Origin of the sequence: Gordonia sp. 852002-51296_SCH5728562-b (assembly GCF_001665475.1) — a bacterium.
Taxonomy (GTDB): domain Bacteria; phylum Actinomycetota; class Actinomycetes; order Mycobacteriales; family Mycobacteriaceae; genus Gordonia; species Gordonia sputi.
On sequence record NZ_LZMI01000065.1, the window covers coordinates 50,699 to 66,622 of the forward strand.

Genomic DNA, 15,924 nt, shown 5'->3' on the forward strand with positions numbered 1-15,924 from the left:
GTCGCAGCTACTTCTTCTCCGGGTCGTCGCGGCCGAGGGCGGCGTCGGTCTGTGCGTCCGCATACCCGGGCTTGGTGATCCAGTTGGCCTCCAGGCCGTCGGCGCGCTTCTGCGCTTCGTACTCCTCGGCGATGTTCTCGTGGTCGACAGTGATCAGGGGAGACCCGCCGAACTCCCGATACAACGCGAAGACGACGAGCACCAGCCCGAGCACCGCGCACACCCACGTGCTACCCGGAACACTCGACCACCCGCGATCGACAACGTCGACAATCGCCCACACAACCCCGACCAGTCCGATGCCGACCAGCACCACGAAGACACCTTTACCGCGCATCGATTACACCTTTCGCCTGCATGTTCCTGCCCGCACGCTCGACCCGGATCGCTCGTAGCCGATCCTGCCACTCCACCGCACGACCCGAGGACCTACGACACAAAACCAACCGACCACGGCAAGATGGCCTCATGCCGATTCCCGGATTCATCACCGAACTGCGCTCCCACGTAGGGCATATGCCGCTGTGGCTCTCCGGTGTGAGCGGAGTGGTCCGTGACGACCGCGGACGCATCCTGCTCACGCAGCGCGCCGACACCGCCGAATGGGCGGTCGTCTCCGGCGTGCTCGAACCGGGAGAAGAGCCCGCACGAGCGATCATCCGGGAGATCGCCGAGGAGACCGCCGTCGACGCGGAGGTGGTTCGATTGACCAGCGTCGACGTCACTCCGATGGTCACCTATCCCAACGGCGATCAGACGCAATACCTCGACGTGTGTTTCCTGGTCCGCCACGTCGCAGGTACGCCACGCGCAGCCGACGACGAGAACACCGACGTCGCATGGTTCGCGCCAGATGCGTTGCCCGCGAGCCTTTCCGAGACGTCGAAGCTGCGCATCGAGAAGGCACTGGCCGACAATGCGGAAGCATGGTTTCAGCGCTGAGCCAACTCCGCCGACATCGCGAGATCGCAGATTCGGCCGCCAACTCGCGCGTGAGGTCGATCACGCGCATCGGCCCAGACGCGATGCGGTCGTGATGCGCGGTGCCCGAGTTCGCGCGATCGACACCGGACAGTGACCTTCGGATCGGAATAGCGCGACGGTGCCTACGCCTTGAAGCAGCTATGGCCGATTCAACGAACTCAGACTCCTCGACTACTGACTCAGCGAAGACACCGACCAACGAGAACACACTCGACATCGAGTCGGCCGCCGTCACCGCGCGGCAGGCTGTGGCCAACGAGTACGGCGAACCTTCGACGGTCGTCGAAATCGTGAAGGCCGAATTGCCACTCCCCGACCCGGGACAGGTCGTCATCGATGTCACGGCGATCGGCGTCAATCCCGCCGACGCCAAGACCGTGCGCGGAGTGATGGGCACCGACGAATCGAAACTTCCCATCCCCATCGGCAACGAACTCGCAGGCGTCGTCCGTGCCGTCGGCGATCCACTCGACGGCCAGACACCCGGTTTCGCGGTCGGCGACGAGGTCATCGCCTACCCGATCTCAGGCGCCTACGCCGACCACGTCGTCGTCAACGAGAGGTCGGTTCACCGCAAACCGGCAGGACTCGACGACGAACATGCGGCGAGTCTCCTGCTGGCAGGTGTCACCGCTGCCGACGCGATCGCCACCGCCGGCGTGCAGGCCGACGACACCGTGCTCATCCACGGCGGCGCCGGAGCCGTCGGCGTCATCGCGGTGCAGTTGGCACGCAAGATCGGAGCAACCGTCATCGCCACCGCCGCGCCCGCCAATCACGACCATCTGCGCGAACTCGGGGCCATCCCCGTCGCATACGGCGACGGCCTTCTCGAGCGCGTACAAGCGGCGGCTGCAGAAAGCCCGGTCACGGTGGCCATCGACACGGTGGGCACCGACGAGGCGATCGACGTGTCCCTCGCGCTCGTCGACGACCGCGACCGCGACCGCATCGTCAGCATCGCGGCGTTCGGACGCGGCGACGACGGCATCGTGCTGATCAACGGTTCCACTCCGCAGAGCAAGGAGAACCGCAGCAACGCAATCGACGACCTCATCGCCGACGCGGCATCGGGCGCTCTAATGACAGATGTCGCCGGGACGTATCCGTTGGACCAGGCCGCCAAGGCACTCGACGACATCTTGTCGTCGCATCCGCGCGGCAAGTTCGTCTTGCTGCCCTGACCGCTGATCTCTGACCCGAAGTCGGATCGATCAATCTCGCCGGGTAGGCCTCGGCCACGGCGCCGCGCATGCAGACCGAGCGTGCACGGAGTCCCCCGGCAATCGCGATGTATCTGCTAGTTCCATAGACGCGAAAGGTGTTCCATGACAGTCCCAATCATCACCCTCAACAACGGCGTCGAGATCCCGCAGCTCGGTTTCGGTGTGTTCCAGATCGAGCCGGAGAAGACGGTCGACGCGGTGCGGACCGCGCTCGACGTCGGCTACCGCCACATCGACACGGCCGAGATGTACGGCAACGAGAAGCAGGTCGGTGAGGGCGTCAACGGGTCCGACATCCCGCGCGACCAGGTGTTCATCACCAGCAAGCTCAACAACGGATTCCACGCGTACGACGACGCACTCAAGGCCACCGACCAGACGCTCGCCGACCTGGGCGTCGACGCCGTCGACCTGTTCTTGATCCACTGGCCGCTGCCGGAGGTCGGGGATTTCGTCGAGACATGGAAGGCGCTGGAGAAGATCTACGCCGACGGCAAGGCGCGAGCCATCGGAGTGTCGAATTTTCAGAAGCACCACCTCGAGCGGCTCTTCGCCGAGACCGAGATCGTGCCCGCGGTGAATCAGATCGAGGTGCACCCCTATCTGACGCAGGACGATCTGCGGGCATTCAACGCCGACCACGGCATCGCGACCGAGGCGTGGTCGCCGATCGCGCAAGGCGACGTCCTCGACGACCCGGTCCTGAAGAAGATCGCCGAGGAGAAGGGTAAGTCGACTGCCCAGGTCACCCTGCGGTGGCACATCCAGCGCGGCGACATCATCTTCCCCAAGTCGGTCACCCGCTCGCGCGTCGAGGAGAACTTCGACATCTTCGACTTCGAGCTGTCCGGCGACGACGTCGCAGCCATCGACGGCCTCAACAAGAACAAGCGCCGCGGCCCCGACCCGGACACCTTCAACTACGTGCCCTGACCTGCGCCGCGCAAACGGTTCGCTCCCGCTCGGCGAAAAGCCGAGCGGGAGCGGCGGCTTTCGCCAATCGAGCTGGTCCACCGCTGATCGAGCCACTCTTCCGCTGATCGAGCCACTCTTCCGCTGATCGAGCTTGTCGAGATCACCCCTTCCGCTGATCGAGCGGGCGCGAGCGCAGCGAGCACCCGAGTCGAGATCACTCCCCCACCCCGAAACATCTCGCGAGCACCGTCGCGCACAATGAGATGAATGAAGATCTCGCAGCGCGCCCAGGAGGTCGCACCGTTCTACGCGATGGACTTCGCGAGCAGAGCGGCCGCCGTCGAGGCGCAGGGCAGCCCGGTGATTCGGCTGAGCATCGGCGAACCCGATTTCGGTGCTCCGCCTGCATTTCTCGCGGCAGCCCGAGAGGTCTCCGACGGCCGCCCACTGACGTACACGGGCGCACTTGGCCTCCCCGAACTACGTGAGGCCATCGCCGACTTCTATCGCCACCACTTCCGCGCCAACGGCGTCACGGCGGAGCAGGTCGCAGTCACCTCGGGAGCGTCGGCGGCGCTGCTTCTCGCATGCGCCGCGCTGATCGACCCGGACGACGGTGTGCTGATCGGCGATCCGTCGTATCCGTGCAATCGACAGTTCGCGCAGGCGTTCGGCGCGCGCGTCAGCTTGGTGCCGACCGGCGTCTCCGATCGCTTCCAGCTCACCCCGGATGCCGTCGACGCCGCGTGGTCGGAGAGCACACGCGGGGTGATCGTGGCGTCGCCGTCGAACCCGACCGGCACGTCGTTGCCCTACGACGAGCTCGTCGAGCTGTGCCACCGCGTTGCCGCGCGCGGCGGGTGGAGCATCGTCGACGAGATCTACCTCGGACTCTCCGATCCCGGGCCCGACGGCCGGCCTCCACGCAGCGTCCTCGCCGATCCCACCACCGGCCCCGATGTTGTTGTGGTGAACAGCTTTTCGAAGTACTTCGGCATGACGGGCTGGCGGCTCGGCTGGTGCATCCTGCCACCCGACATGGTCGACGTCGTCGAGCGCCTCGCGCAGAACTTCTACGTGTGCCCACCCACGCCGGCACAGTACGCTGCGCTGAGCTGCTTCAGTCCGGAATCCCTTGCGGTATGCGAAGATCGACGCCGCGAGTTCGTCTCGCGCCGACAACTCGTACTCGACGCACTCACTGCGATGGGCTTGCGTGTGCCGGTCATCCCCGACGGCGCGTTCTACGTGTACATCGACGTCTCCGACACCGGACTGGGCTCGTGGGAATTCTGCGAGCGCGCACTCACCGAAGCGCACGTAGCACTCACTCCCGGAAAGGATTTCGGCGTCGCAACGGCCGATGATCACGTCCGACTGTCATACGCGGCATCGACGGCCGATCTCACCGAAGGACTCCGACGTCTCGCATCGTTCGTCGAAGGTCTGGCGTCATGAACCTCGACGGCACTGCCCCCGACGACGCAGACCTCGACACCGCCGCACTCGACCACATAGTCGACGCCGCGCCCGCGGATGGCGCGCTACCCGGCGTCGTCGCAGGTGTGACCACCGCCGACGACACGATCTACCTCAAAGCTGCAGGTCCACGGACCGCGGGCACCGACGAGGCGCTGGCCGCGGATGCCGTTCTCGCACTGTTCTCGATGACCAAACCGCTGACCGCAACGTTGGCACTGCAACTCGTCGACGACGCCCTCCTCGACCTCGACGCCCTCCTCGACCTCGACGCCCCCGCGTCCGAGTACGCCCCCGACCTCTCCGGGATCGGCGTCCTCACCGGGTTCGATGGAGACACACCGGTGATACGCGCGCCACGGACTCCTGTGACCACCCGCCAATTACTCACTCACACAGCAGGATTCGCCTACGACTTCTTCGACGCCGACTGCGCGCGAGCGGTCGCGGACCTCGGCCTGCCCGACGTCGCGACCGCGACCAAGGCATCGCTGCAAGCACCACTGATGTTCGATCCCGGAACCCGATGGGAGTACGGGACGAACCTCGACTGGGCGGGCAGGGTCATAGAGGGCGCGACCGGACGCCGACTCGGCGACGTCATGACCGAACGGCTACTCACACCACTAGGTATGCGCGACACCACTTTTCGACGCGGACCACAGATGCTCGAGCGGAGCGCGACCCTGCACGTGCGCATCGGCGACGGTCACCTCAAGGCATTGCGGCCACCGACCTCGCCCGACGACCCCGAACTCGATATGGGCGGCCAGGGCCTCTACTCCACAGCCGATGACTTCCTCACATTCATCCGCTTCTGGTTGCGCGGCGGCCGATCCGACTCGGGGCAACAGCTCCTCCGCCGGGAAACGGTCGACGCCGCGACACGCAACCACCTCGGGGCGCTCGGGATCACGCCGCTCCCCGGCGTCAACCCACGCAAGACCAACGACGTCGACTTCTTTCCCGGCGTCGACAAGGGGTGGAATCTCATCGCGATGACAAACAATTCCCAGGCACCGACCGGACGCAGCGCGGGCTCGATGGGCTGGGCCGGGCTGGCCAACCTCTACTTCTGGGTCGATGCCCAAAGAGGCATCGGCGGACTCTGGGCCACCCAGCTCCTACCATTCTTCGACCCTGCCGCCGTCGCCGCGTCGCAACAGTTCGAGAAGGCGGTCTACGACTCCCTGCGCTGAGCGCGCCTGGCGACGCCGCGGTCCGGCGCCGGCGCCGAACGTCACGCTGCACGGGCCACCGGGGCCGGTGCGCGGCGTCGTAAATGTGTGTCGTCTTGAAGGATGTGTGTGCTGCAGCGCCCACATCCTTCGATACGACACACATTCATGCGCTGGCAGGTTCGACGATCAGCGCCAACGTCACCAGCCAGCGTCGAATCAGCGCTGTCACTCTCCCTGCGCGAAGGTCGTCCCAGGTCCAGCGCACGACCATGATGCCCATCGCGCGGAGTTCGTCTTCCCGACGCTTCTCGCGCACCACGACCTCAGTGGCGTCTTCCCCTGGTTTGAGTAGCTTCGCGTACTTCACCTTGCCGTCGAACTCTCCGACGAGCCTCCCGCCCCAATCGAAATCGGTACGCGCCACGTGCTCGCCGTCGACGTCGCGGAACGTGTGCTGCAGGCGCGGCGCGGGCAGACCCGCCTCGATCATCTGCGCCCGACTCCACGACTCGCCCGGATTCTCCGACCGCCCATCGGCGTGATGCAGCGCTCGGCGCGCAAGACCCACACCACGACGCTTGCCGGCGAGCATTTTGGTCATGCCGTCGCGGTCGGCACCGAGCCGCAGAGCCGAATCAACAACGGCGAGCGCCTGGGCGAACGTCTGTGCCCCGCAGGCAATGTCGACGGCCGTTCGTTCGATCGAGGTGATCAGCACGCCGTCGACCTCGACGAGTTCGTCGTCAGACAGTGCCGCGACATGGCGGTGATGGGTCGCGGTTCGAAATCCCGCACCACTCACCGTCGTCGAATGGACGCGCGTCAGCGTCGGCGAGAGCATCTCGAGGCCATGCACCGCCGCGGCACTCTGATGACTCAGCGCAGCGCGAGCCTTCGGCCCCGACTCCTCCACTCCTGATACCGCTGCGCCCGACTCCTCCACTTCAGGCTTCCCGGCGCCCGACTCGACAGCGCCCGACTCGCCCGGCCCGAGATCCCCTGCGCCCACGCCATCACCCCTCACGGCTCGCACGGACGCGAGCGCGACGAGCCGGTGGCGTTCGAGCCGAGTCCGCTCGGCGCGGACGACGAAGACCCCGCGATGGACACGCTCGATCTCCCGTCGACGCAGCGACGCGCGCAGGTCGTTGTCGGTGTATCCGGCGGCAAGAACCGCGTTCCGATGGATGAGCCCGAACCGGTCGGCTGGATAACAAGCAGCGGGATAGCGGGCAGCAGAGTCAGGTTCAGTAGCGGGTGAGTGCATGACATATCCGACGCACCCCCGACCCGCCGGGTTCCACATCCGCCGAGATACGCCTCTGGCCGCGGTAAATGTGTGTCGAACGTGAGGATGTGGGTGCTGCAGCACCCACATCCTTCGATCCAACACACGTTCACAACCAGGCCCGACGTCGGGCGCGCCGCGCCCAGCCGCGGACGACCGCCGCGCTCGCTGGCGAAGTCGGCGAAGTCACAGATCATGCAGCGCATGGTCTCGCAGGCCAGCGAGCGCGAATCCCGACTTCTCAACGCGCCCTTCCACGACTGGTCGGCCGCAAAGTTCGTCGTGGCGTCAGTGCTGCGACAACGTCGCCGGGCACGTTCGGGCCGGACGTTGGATCGCGGTCTCGGGCGAATCCGGTACCGGTCGGACCGCCGTACTCCGGGCCGCGGTCGAACTCCCTCCGCTGCGGCATAGCATCGAAGACCTCCACGATCTGGTGCCGACACTGCTCAAACAACTGACCCGTGGACGGGAGTTGACCGTCGCTCCGGACGCGACGCAATCGTGCGCAGCCTCGAGGAGAACAACCACAGCAAGGCCGCGGCCGCCGCGGCCCTCGGTATCTCGCGGGCGACCATCTACCGCAAGATCCGCGAGTTCGGGATCAACACCTGACCCCGTGCATCAGTGCCAGTCGCTGACCGCCACATCGCGCGGTGCGGGTGTCCCCTTGCCGGACTCGATCAGCGCTTTGAGGCTCAACAGGAAGACCGCCCACTTGGTGCTGCAGTGATTCATGAACGGCACCTGCTCACGCCAGCCGTCGTGACTGAACATCACGATGGCGTGGTCTCCCTCCTGGCGCAGCGACCACGTGATGGTCGTGCCAACCCACTCGTCCGGCCCCTCGACGACCCGCCATCGCACCGACTCCGACGGAACGGTCTCGAGTACCTCCATGTCGAATCCGCCGACTGGCGGGAAGCGGAATTCGAGGCGTCCACCGGCCGTGCCGTCCCCGCTCACGTCTTCTGTCCACCAGCCCGCAAGACCGTCGATCGTGGTCAGTACGTCGTAGACGTCTGTGGTGGTGGCGCCTTCGACGCCGATCCTGTGCAGAATGCTGCTCATCACGTACTCCCTTGTTCTTTATGTTCTGAACGGCTCTGTTCTGGACCGTTCTGTTGCGAACGTTGGTGTTCTGTCTTGCTGCGGTTCCGGGCATGCTGCAACGCCTCGGCGATGCCCTTGATGCGATGCAGCCGGGCATCCCATGCCGCGCCGACGGATTCGAGCTGCGCAGCAGCCTTCGCGAGCTGAGCCCTGTTGACGTCGTAACGTCGCTCGCGTCCCGCAGGCGTCGCGTGCACGAGTCCTGCTCGGTCGAGTACGCCGAGATGCTTCGCCACTCCCTGCCTGCTGACCGGAAGCTGTTCGCTCAACGACGTCGCTGTCCCACCGTCGCCTGCGAGAAGAAGGTCGACGATGCGGCGCCGCGTCGGATCTCCGATGGCCGACCACAGCGCGTCGTCGACGTCGCCCGTCGACGCTTGGCCATGCGTCACGATGCTGCTTCCATTCCGGCAACGTAGGTCACCAGTCGGGGCAGGAAGTAGTTCCAGCCGTCGATGTGTTCGCGGAACTGCCGCTCGAGTTCTGCTTCCTCCCAACCTCTTTCACGGAATCCCGTCTCGGTCATCGTCAGCGTCGTACCGCTACCCGACGCGGTGAGGGCGAAGGTGACGAGCAACGAGTTACCCGCGGCCGGGTCCTCGCCCGGCGAGTGAGTCCACCGGAACGAGAACGTGCGCGGCGGATTCGATTCGACGACGCTGAACTGCTGGACGATCTCGTCGCCCTCGGCGGTACGGAACACCAACTCGCCGGGCGATCCCGGCTCGAGTCGGTATCGCGCCTCATCGGGCCACCACTGTTCGACGTACTCGGGCGAACTCACCACGTCGAACACGATGTCGGGTTCCGCGTCGATGTAGAGCTCACGCACGAGGGTCCCCACCTCTGCGTCGGTCAGCTTGTCCATGTCGCCTCCTGCAACCTCTGGTTGCGTATCAATCTACGACCCCTTGACGCAATGCGCAACCATTAGTTGCATTGGATTCGCTCTACCAATCGGAACGTGACGGTTCGAGAGTCCGCGGAACCAGATCGAGATGCGCAGCCGCAGCCGTCTCACTGCGGCGAGACCGTTCGAACGACTACCGTCAAAGAGGTGGACATCGTCGATCAGCGCGTACCCCTGTGCGTCGCTGCGCATCAGCTCGCGGCCGCGGGCACGTCGCTGAGCACCGGCGGCAACCTCTCTGTCCGCGTCGGCGATCGCGTGCTCGTGACGCCGTCGGGTGCACGCCTCGGCGCCGTCCAACCGGACCAGCTGGTCGTCGTCAACATGGACGGTTCGGTGATCGAGGAAACCCGCTACCGGCCGACGGCAGAACTCCGATTCCACCTCGACCTCTACCGGTCGACCTCCGCGTCGGCAATCGCCCACGCCCACCCGCTCGCGTCGGTCGCGGTGTCGACGATCACCGAGCTCCTCCCACCGATCCACTACGACGCCGCGATGGTCGGCGGCTCGATACGAGTCGCCCCCTATGCGGTCTTCGGGAGCCCCGAGCTGAGCGAAGGCGTGGTGGCGGCACTGTTCGAGCGCACCGCAGCCCTCATGCGCAACCACGGTTCGGTCGCCATCGGCGGCAACATCGAGACCGCGTGTGAGCACCTCGGCGTCGTCGAATGGCTCAGCGAGGTGTATCTGAAAGCCGTCAGCGCCGGGGCGCCCGCAATACTGAGCGACGACCAGCTCACCGAGGTCGTCGCCACCGCCGCCCGCCGGGCCTACCAGCCCTACCCCGGTCGCGACCGCTGAGAACGCGGCACAACCCTGCATCGACTGAAGCGATGTAATACCCAGGATATCTCTGCTGTACAGATGCAGGCGGTCCGATGATCATTGAGTCAACGACAACGCATGCAACAGCGGAGGTACGAGATGGTGGAGTTGGCTACGCCGGGGACGCAGACACCCGCGGGTACCGCGGCCACACAGGTCGAGGTGCTCGTCGTGGGCGCGGGCCAGGCAGGTATCGCGATGAGTGAGCATCTCACCGCACAGGGAATCAACCACCTCGTACTCGAGCGTGATCGCGTCGCCGAACGCTGGCGCACGTGGCGGTGGGATTCGTTGGTCGCCAACGGTCCCGCATGGCACGACCGCTTCCCCGGACTGGAGTTCGACGTCGACGCCGACGCGTTCGCGACCAAGGATCAGGTCGCCGACTACCTCGGCTCCTACGCCCAGCGCATCAACGCACCCATCCGCACCGGCGTGGAGGTGACATCGGTCCGTAAGAAGCAGGGCGAGAACGGCTTTCGCGTCGAGACCTCGGATGGTGTGATCGACGCCGACTTCGTCGTCGCCGCGACCGGCGCCTTTCAGACCCCGGTCATCCCCGCCGTCGTGCCGCGCGACGCGCCCTTCCATCAGATCCACTCCAGCGACTATCACAACCCGCAGCAGCTCCCCGACGGTGGCGTTCTCGTCGTCGGCGCGGGATCGTCGGGCGTGCAGATCGCTGCAGAGCTACGCGCGTCAGGCCGCGAGACGTACCTCGCCGTCGGACCGCATGATCGCCCGCCGCGTAGTTACCGCGGACGCGACTTCTGTTGGTGGCTGGGTGTTCTCGGCAAGTGGGACGCGGCGGCACCTCCCGCGGGCGCCGAGCACGTGACCATCGCCGTCAGCGGCGCGGGCGGTGGGCACACCGTCGACTTCCGGCAGCTCGCCGCGGATGGGATCACTCTTCTCGGACGCGCGCAGGCATTCGACGCAGGCACCATGACCTTCGCCTCCGACCTGCGCACCAACATCGAGAACGGCGACGCAACCTATCTCGCCATGCTGCGAGAGGCCGACGACTACATCGAGCGCAACGGCCTCGACCTCCCCGCGGAGCCACAGGCGCACATCCTGGGACCACTCCCCGACTGCGTCACCGACCCGATCGCGCAGCTCGACCTCGCAGCCGCCGGGATCACGTCCATCGTGTGGGCAACCGGTTTCGCCTACGACTACGGCTGGCTGGAGGTCGACGCCTTCGACGAGAAGGGCCGCCCGGCGCACCAGCGGGGCGTGTCGGGCGAACCGGGAATCTACTTCCTCGGGCTGCCCTGGCTCTCACGTCGCGGGTCGAGCTTCATCTGGGGCGTATGGCACGACGCGAAGTACCTGGCCGACCAGATCGCGATCCAGCGCGGCTACCGGGCCTACCGACCCGACCAGGTCGACGACACCACACCGGCGGACTCCGATGTGCTTGCCGCGCAGGCTGTTTCCTGAACTCGCCGTAATCTGCCAACCAGCAAACCCCGCCCACTTCATTACTCCACCAGCCGCAGCACGAGGAGCCACCCATGAGCGCAGCCGTCAGCCCTGACGTCACCCACACCCGGATCCGTCCCTTCAACACCCGCGAGACCTACCCGGAACAGAACCTCGACAACGACCTCTGCCAGGCCGTCGTCGCGGGCGGCGTCGTGTACCTGCGCGGCCAGATCGGCCAGGATCTCGACACTCGCGAATCGGTGGGCATCGGCGACGTCGAGGTGCAGGCGGAGAAGGCGATGAGCAACATCGCGATGCTGCTCGACGAGGCGGGCAGCTCGCTGCGCGACATCGTCAAGGTGACCGTATACCTCACCGACATCCGTTACCGCGAGACCGTCTACCGGGTGATGGGCCGCTGGCTCAAGGGCGTGTATCCGGTGTCGACCGGACTGGTGGTCGACGCACTCGCACGGCCGGAATGGCTCGTCGAGATCGACGCGACCGCAGTTCTCAGCGAGCAGAGCGGAGCAGCACGATGACGATGTCGCTCGTCGCGCGCGACCCCGCGAGTGGCGCGTTCGGCATCATCGTCTGCTCGTCGAGTCCCGCGGTGGCAGCGCGCTGCGCACACCCGAGGGCAGGCGTCGGAGTGGTCGCGTCGCAGAACGTGACCAACCCTGCGCTCGGGCCCGCGGTACTCGACCGGCTTTCCGACGGCCTAGACGCCGAGAAAGCGCTCAGCGCAGCGCTTTCCGCGGAGCAACACCCCGAGTACCGCCAGGTGAGCGTCGTCGACGCACACGGGCACACCGCGCTGCATTCCGGCGCTCGCAGCCTGGGTACCTACGGCGGCGTCGAGGGCGATCAGGCGGTGGCCGCGGGAAATATGCTTGCGGATCTGTCTGTGCTCGAGTCGCTGCTGAACGGCTATGCCGACAGTGCCGCCGACACATTCGAGCAACGACTGCTCGACGGGCTACACAGCGCACTCGACGCCGGCGGCGAAGAAGGACCGGTGCACTCTGCAGGCCTCCTGGTCGTCGAGGACGTGCCGTGGCCGGTGACCGATCTGCGCGTTGACTTCGCCGACGATCCGCTCGGCGACCTCGCTTCGCTCTGGCAGATCTGGCAACCGCAGAAGAACGACTACCGTGTCCGCGGCGTCGACCCGACGCGTGCGCCCTCCTACGGAGTTCCGGGAGACCTGTGACCACCATCGACGCCACCCCCGATCGATTCGACGCCGAACTCGGCAGCCGTATCGCGTCGGCGCACCCGAGTCTGATCGCGCTCTCGCACGACTTGTACGACAATCCCGAGACCGCTTGGGAGGAAACCTATTCGGCAGCTCGGGTCGCCGGTTCCCTCTCCGACGGCGGCTTCACCGTCGTCGAACAGTTCTGCGACCTCCCGACCGCGTTCACCGCGACGCTCGGCAGCGGCGACCTCCACGTCGCGCTCTGCGCCGAATACGACGCACTGCCGGGACTCGGACACGCCTGCGGGCACAACCTCATCTCGGCGATCACCGTCGGCGCGGCGCTCGCACTGGCACCGATCGTCGACGATCTCGGTCTGACACTGACGGTCATCGGCACTCCCGCTGAAGAGGGCGGTGGCGGCAAGATCGAACTGCTCGAACGGGGCGGATTCGACGCTCAGCATGCCGCCGCGATGGTTCATCCCGGACCGGCTGACGTGGCACGCGCGCGGCCATTCGCCGTGTCGCACAGCCACATCGACTACCACGGCAAGTCGGCGCACGCTGCCGCATACCCCGAACGTGGCGTCAATGCCGCGGATGCGTTCACCATCGCTCAGGTGGCCATCGGCCTGCTGCGCCAACAGCTTCCGGCGTCGGTGCGCGTGCACGGCATGATGACACGCGGCGGCGAGGCACCCAACTCCATCGCCGAGCACACCGAGGGACGCTGGTATGTCCGCGCCGAAACACTTGCCGAACTCGCCGAGGTCGAACCGCGTGTCATGCGATGTTTCGAGGCGGGCGCACTCGCCAGTGGCGCGACGCTCACGGTGACCCCGGAGTCGAAGCCCTACGCCGAGTTCCGCACGGACGACGAACTTCTCGGCCGCTACGAACGACGCGCACTCGCGGCGGGACGCCGTTTCGGCTCCGGACCCGACGCGACCATGGCGCGTGCGTCGACCGATATGGGCAACGTCTCGCAGGTACTGCCGGCGATTCACCCCTACATCGGCATCGACTCTCTGCCCGCGGTCAACCATCAGCCCGAATTTGCTGCTGCCACACTCACATCGGCAGCAGAGACGGCGATCGCTCAGGGCGCGCTCGCGCTGGCCGGGACCGTCGTCGACGCAGCCGTGCTCGATACGATCCGCGACAGGCTCCTGGCCAACGGCACTCGCACGACACACACAGGGGCAACAGGTGACCACTGACGCCGCGGGTGCGATTCGCATCGAACACGACCTCCTCGGCAATCACGCGGTACCCGCCGACGCCTACTACGGGGTGCACACCGCACGGGCGATGGAGAACTTCCCGATCTCCGCAGTTCCGATCTCCACGCATCCCGACCTCATCGTGGCCCTGGCGGCGGTGAAACAGGCTGCCGCAGAATCCAATCGCGAGCTCGGACTGCTCGATCCCACGATCGCCGACGCGATCATCGCGGCATGCACCGAGATCCGCTCCGGGTCGCTTCACGAGCAGTTCGTCGTCGACCAGATCCAGGGCGGCGCGGGGACGTCGACCAACATGAACGCCAACGAGGTGATCGCGAACAGGGCGCTCGAACTGCTCGGGCACCGACGCGGCGACTATCACGTGCTGCACCCGCTCGAACACGTCAACCTCGGACAGAGCACCAACGACGTCTACCCCACTGCCGTGAAGGTGGCGCTCGGAATCGCCGCCCGTGGGCTCTCGGACGCCCTGCGCACACTGGCGGCCGAATGTGCCGACAAGGCAGTCGAATTCGGCGACATGCTCAAACTCGGACGTACGCAACTGCAAGATGCCGTGCCGATGACGCTTGGGCAGGAGTTCGGCGCGTTCGCGGTCACCATCGGCGAGGATGCCGACAGGATGGACGAGGCGATCTCGCTCATCGCCGAGATCAATCTCGGCGGCACCGCGATCGGCACCGGACTCAATGCCCACCCGTCCTATGCCGCGCAGGCATGCGAACGCCTGCGACAGCTCACCGGTCTGCCGCTGACCACCGCGGGAGATCTGGTCGAAGCGACGTCGGACGTCGGCTCCTTCGTGCAACTCTCCGGTGTCACCAAACGTGCCGCGGTGAAGCTGTCGAAAATCTGTAATGATCTGCGCCTGTTGTCTTCTGGTCCCCGCGCGGGCTTCGGCGAGATCGTACTTCCCGCTGTACAGGCCGGATCGAGCATCATGCCGGGCAAGGTCAACCCGGTCATCCCCGAGGTCGTGAACCAGGTGGCCTTCGAGGTGATCGGCAACGACCTCACGGTGACCCTCGCCGCCGAAGCAGGTCAGTTGCAGCTCAACGCTTTCGAGCCGATCATCGCGCGGGCACTCCTCTCGTCACTGACCCATCTGCGGGCCGCGGTGCACGTACTCGGCGAACGCTGCATCCGAGGCATCACCGCTGAAGAGGAACGCATGCGCGCCGCGGTGTTCGGCTCCGCCAGTATCGCCACCGCGCTCAATCCCGTCCTCGGCTACGAGGCGACCACCGCGTTGGTCGCGGAGGCGGTGGCAACCGGAGCGTCGATTCCCGACCTTGTCCGACGCTCCGCACTGCTCGAAGACGTCGCCCTCGACACCGCACTTCACCCCGACAACCTGTGTCGGCCACACGATTCGGCGCGTCGAGCCGTCAGCGGGGTCAGCGGGAACTCTCGTCGACCACGAGATCCGGACACCGCAACGCGGCCTGCAGATACTGCATAACAGCGCCGCGAGCAGAAGCCGCGTCGAGTGCCCTGGTGCGCCCGACAAGGTGAATGCCACACCCGTCCTCGAGCGCCACCGCGCCCCTGGCGACGCTTTCGCTGTCGACGTCGGCGAAGACACCCGCCGCGATACCCCCATCGATCGCCTCGCGGTAGAGCGAGGTCTCGAGGTCGAAGAGCGTCGACATCAGTTCAGCATGTGCGGGTGAGCGCGCACTGTAGAGATGTAACTCGTACAGCGCAGGTGACATCGGATCGTCCGGATCACAGATTCCGAGTTCGACGAGCCCTGCCAGGGCCTTTACCGGATCGTCGACGTCGGTGGCGGCGGTGCGTCGGCCCTCATAGAACCGCGTGACCGCAGCCTCGTGCACAGCAAGCAACAGCTCGTCGATCCCGGGGAAGTAGTAGGTTATCGACCCTGGCGACAGACCCGCCGCGTCGGCGACGTCCTTGATACGCAGTCCCATCAGTCCGCGCGCGGCGATCGCACTCGTCGCGGCGCCGACGATCTCTGCGCGACGCGCGTGCTGATTGCGTGGACGTGCCATACGTCCCGATATTGCCGCCCTGCACCACGTCGGGGCAACTCCGCTGATTACATCGGTTCTCCCGATGAACCAATTCGGAAGTTCGCACCGTGAGATGTCCGCA

Annotated in this window: 17 protein-coding genes and 1 pseudogene; 12 read left to right on the top strand and 6 right to left on the bottom strand. The window is 66.1% G+C overall.

What is annotated here, in order from left to right:
• Positions 1-7: 7 nt before the first annotated feature.
• Positions 8-337, bottom strand: a complete 330-nt coding sequence (locus A5766_RS12325; protein WP_064904913.1) for a hypothetical protein — start codon at positions 335-337, stop codon at positions 8-10.
• Between the two features lie 131 nt (positions 338-468).
• Here A5766_RS12325 and A5766_RS12330 point away from each other — a divergent pair, with 131 nt between their 5' ends.
• From A5766_RS12330 to A5766_RS12350, 5 genes are all read left to right on the top strand, one after another.
• On the top strand, positions 469-942 hold the full coding sequence (locus A5766_RS12330) for an NUDIX hydrolase (RefSeq protein ID WP_064904915.1): 474 nt from the start codon (positions 469-471) through the stop codon (positions 940-942).
• 182 nt (positions 943-1,124) lie between these two features.
• On the top strand, positions 1,125-2,168 hold the full coding sequence (locus A5766_RS12335) for a quinone oxidoreductase family protein (protein WP_064904917.1): 1,044 nt from the start codon (positions 1,125-1,127) through the stop codon (positions 2,166-2,168).
• 144 nt (positions 2,169-2,312) lie between these two features.
• A complete protein-coding gene (locus A5766_RS12340) occupies positions 2,313-3,143 on the top strand; it encodes an aldo/keto reductase (RefSeq protein ID WP_064904919.1) in 831 nt (276 codons plus the stop codon).
• A 249-nt stretch (positions 3,144-3,392) separates the two neighbouring features.
• The gene (locus tag A5766_RS12345) at positions 3,393-4,583 is read left to right on the top strand and encodes an aminotransferase class I/II-fold pyridoxal phosphate-dependent enzyme (RefSeq protein ID WP_064904921.1); all 1,191 of its coding nucleotides are present in this window, start codon (positions 3,393-3,395) and stop codon (positions 4,581-4,583) included.
• Positions 4,580-5,803 carry a serine hydrolase domain-containing protein gene (locus tag A5766_RS12350; RefSeq protein WP_005203755.1) on the top strand — a complete coding sequence of 408 codons (1,224 nt, stop codon included), beginning with the start codon at positions 4,580-4,582 and terminating at the stop codon, positions 5,801-5,803. The genes A5766_RS12345 and A5766_RS12350 overlap by 4 nt, the downstream gene beginning before the upstream one ends.
• Before the next feature lie 145 nt (positions 5,804-5,948).
• Here A5766_RS12350 and A5766_RS12355 read toward each other — a convergent pair whose 3' ends face one another.
• Positions 5,949-7,052 (bottom strand): hypothetical protein, encoded by a 1,104-nt coding sequence (locus A5766_RS12355; protein WP_064904923.1) that lies wholly within the window; start codon positions 7,050-7,052, stop codon positions 5,949-5,951.
• A 271-nt stretch (positions 7,053-7,323) separates the two neighbouring features.
• Between A5766_RS12355 and A5766_RS25325 the strand changes: the two are divergent.
• Positions 7,324-7,688 (top strand): annotated as a pseudogene (locus A5766_RS25325) (helix-turn-helix domain-containing protein); the annotation flags it as partial.
• Positions 7,689-7,697: 9 nt separating this feature from the next.
• Here the strand turns inward: A5766_RS25325 and A5766_RS12365 are convergent.
• From A5766_RS12365 to A5766_RS12375, 3 genes are read right to left on the bottom strand one after another with little or no spacing between them, the layout of a single operon-like run.
• Positions 7,698-8,144 (bottom strand): SRPBCC family protein, encoded by a 447-nt coding sequence (locus A5766_RS12365; protein WP_064904927.1) that lies wholly within the window; start codon positions 8,142-8,144, stop codon positions 7,698-7,700.
• The gene (locus tag A5766_RS12370; protein ID WP_064904932.1) at positions 8,144-8,578 is read right to left on the bottom strand and encodes an ArsR/SmtB family transcription factor; all 435 of its coding nucleotides are present in this window, start codon (positions 8,576-8,578) and stop codon (positions 8,144-8,146) included. Before A5766_RS12370 ends, A5766_RS12365 begins: the two co-directional genes overlap by 1 nt.
• Positions 8,575-9,054, bottom strand: coding sequence for an SRPBCC domain-containing protein (locus A5766_RS12375; RefSeq protein WP_005207111.1), 480 nt, complete (start codon positions 9,052-9,054; stop codon positions 8,575-8,577). The genes A5766_RS12370 and A5766_RS12375 overlap by 4 nt, the downstream gene beginning before the upstream one ends.
• A gap of 189 nt (positions 9,055-9,243) precedes the next feature.
• Between A5766_RS12375 and A5766_RS12380 the strand changes: the two genes are divergently transcribed.
• From A5766_RS12380 to A5766_RS12405, 6 genes are all read left to right on the top strand, one after another.
• Complete coding sequence (locus tag A5766_RS12380; protein WP_005207112.1) at positions 9,244-9,900, top strand: class II aldolase/adducin family protein; 657 nt, start codon at positions 9,244-9,246, stop codon at positions 9,898-9,900.
• Positions 9,901-10,023: 123 nt separating this feature from the next.
• Positions 10,024-11,370 (top strand): flavin-containing monooxygenase, encoded by a 1,347-nt coding sequence (locus tag A5766_RS12385; protein ID WP_005207113.1) that lies wholly within the window; start codon positions 10,024-10,026, stop codon positions 11,368-11,370.
• A 74-nt stretch (positions 11,371-11,444) separates the two neighbouring features.
• On the top strand, positions 11,445-11,897 hold the full coding sequence (locus A5766_RS12390; protein ID WP_005207114.1) for a RidA family protein: 453 nt from the start codon (positions 11,445-11,447) through the stop codon (positions 11,895-11,897).
• Entirely contained in the window at positions 11,894-12,568 is a 675-nt protein-coding gene (locus A5766_RS12395) for a DUF1028 domain-containing protein (RefSeq protein WP_005207115.1), read from the top strand. The genes A5766_RS12390 and A5766_RS12395 overlap by 4 nt, the downstream gene beginning before the upstream one ends.
• Positions 12,569-12,618: 50 nt before the next feature.
• Complete coding sequence (locus tag A5766_RS12400) at positions 12,619-13,779, top strand: M20 family metallopeptidase (RefSeq protein WP_051993919.1); 1,161 nt, start codon at positions 12,619-12,621, stop codon at positions 13,777-13,779.
• The gene (locus A5766_RS12405; RefSeq protein ID WP_064904933.1) at positions 13,769-15,268 is read left to right on the top strand and encodes an aspartate ammonia-lyase; all 1,500 of its coding nucleotides are present in this window, start codon (positions 13,769-13,771) and stop codon (positions 15,266-15,268) included. The genes A5766_RS12400 and A5766_RS12405 overlap by 11 nt, the downstream gene beginning before the upstream one ends.
• Here the strand turns inward: A5766_RS12405 and A5766_RS12410 are convergent.
• Complete coding sequence (locus A5766_RS12410; protein ID WP_005207118.1) at positions 15,204-15,821, bottom strand: TetR/AcrR family transcriptional regulator; 618 nt, start codon at positions 15,819-15,821, stop codon at positions 15,204-15,206. The two genes, A5766_RS12405 and A5766_RS12410, sit on opposite strands and share 65 nt — an antisense overlap.
• Positions 15,822-15,924: the final 103 nt, after the last annotated feature.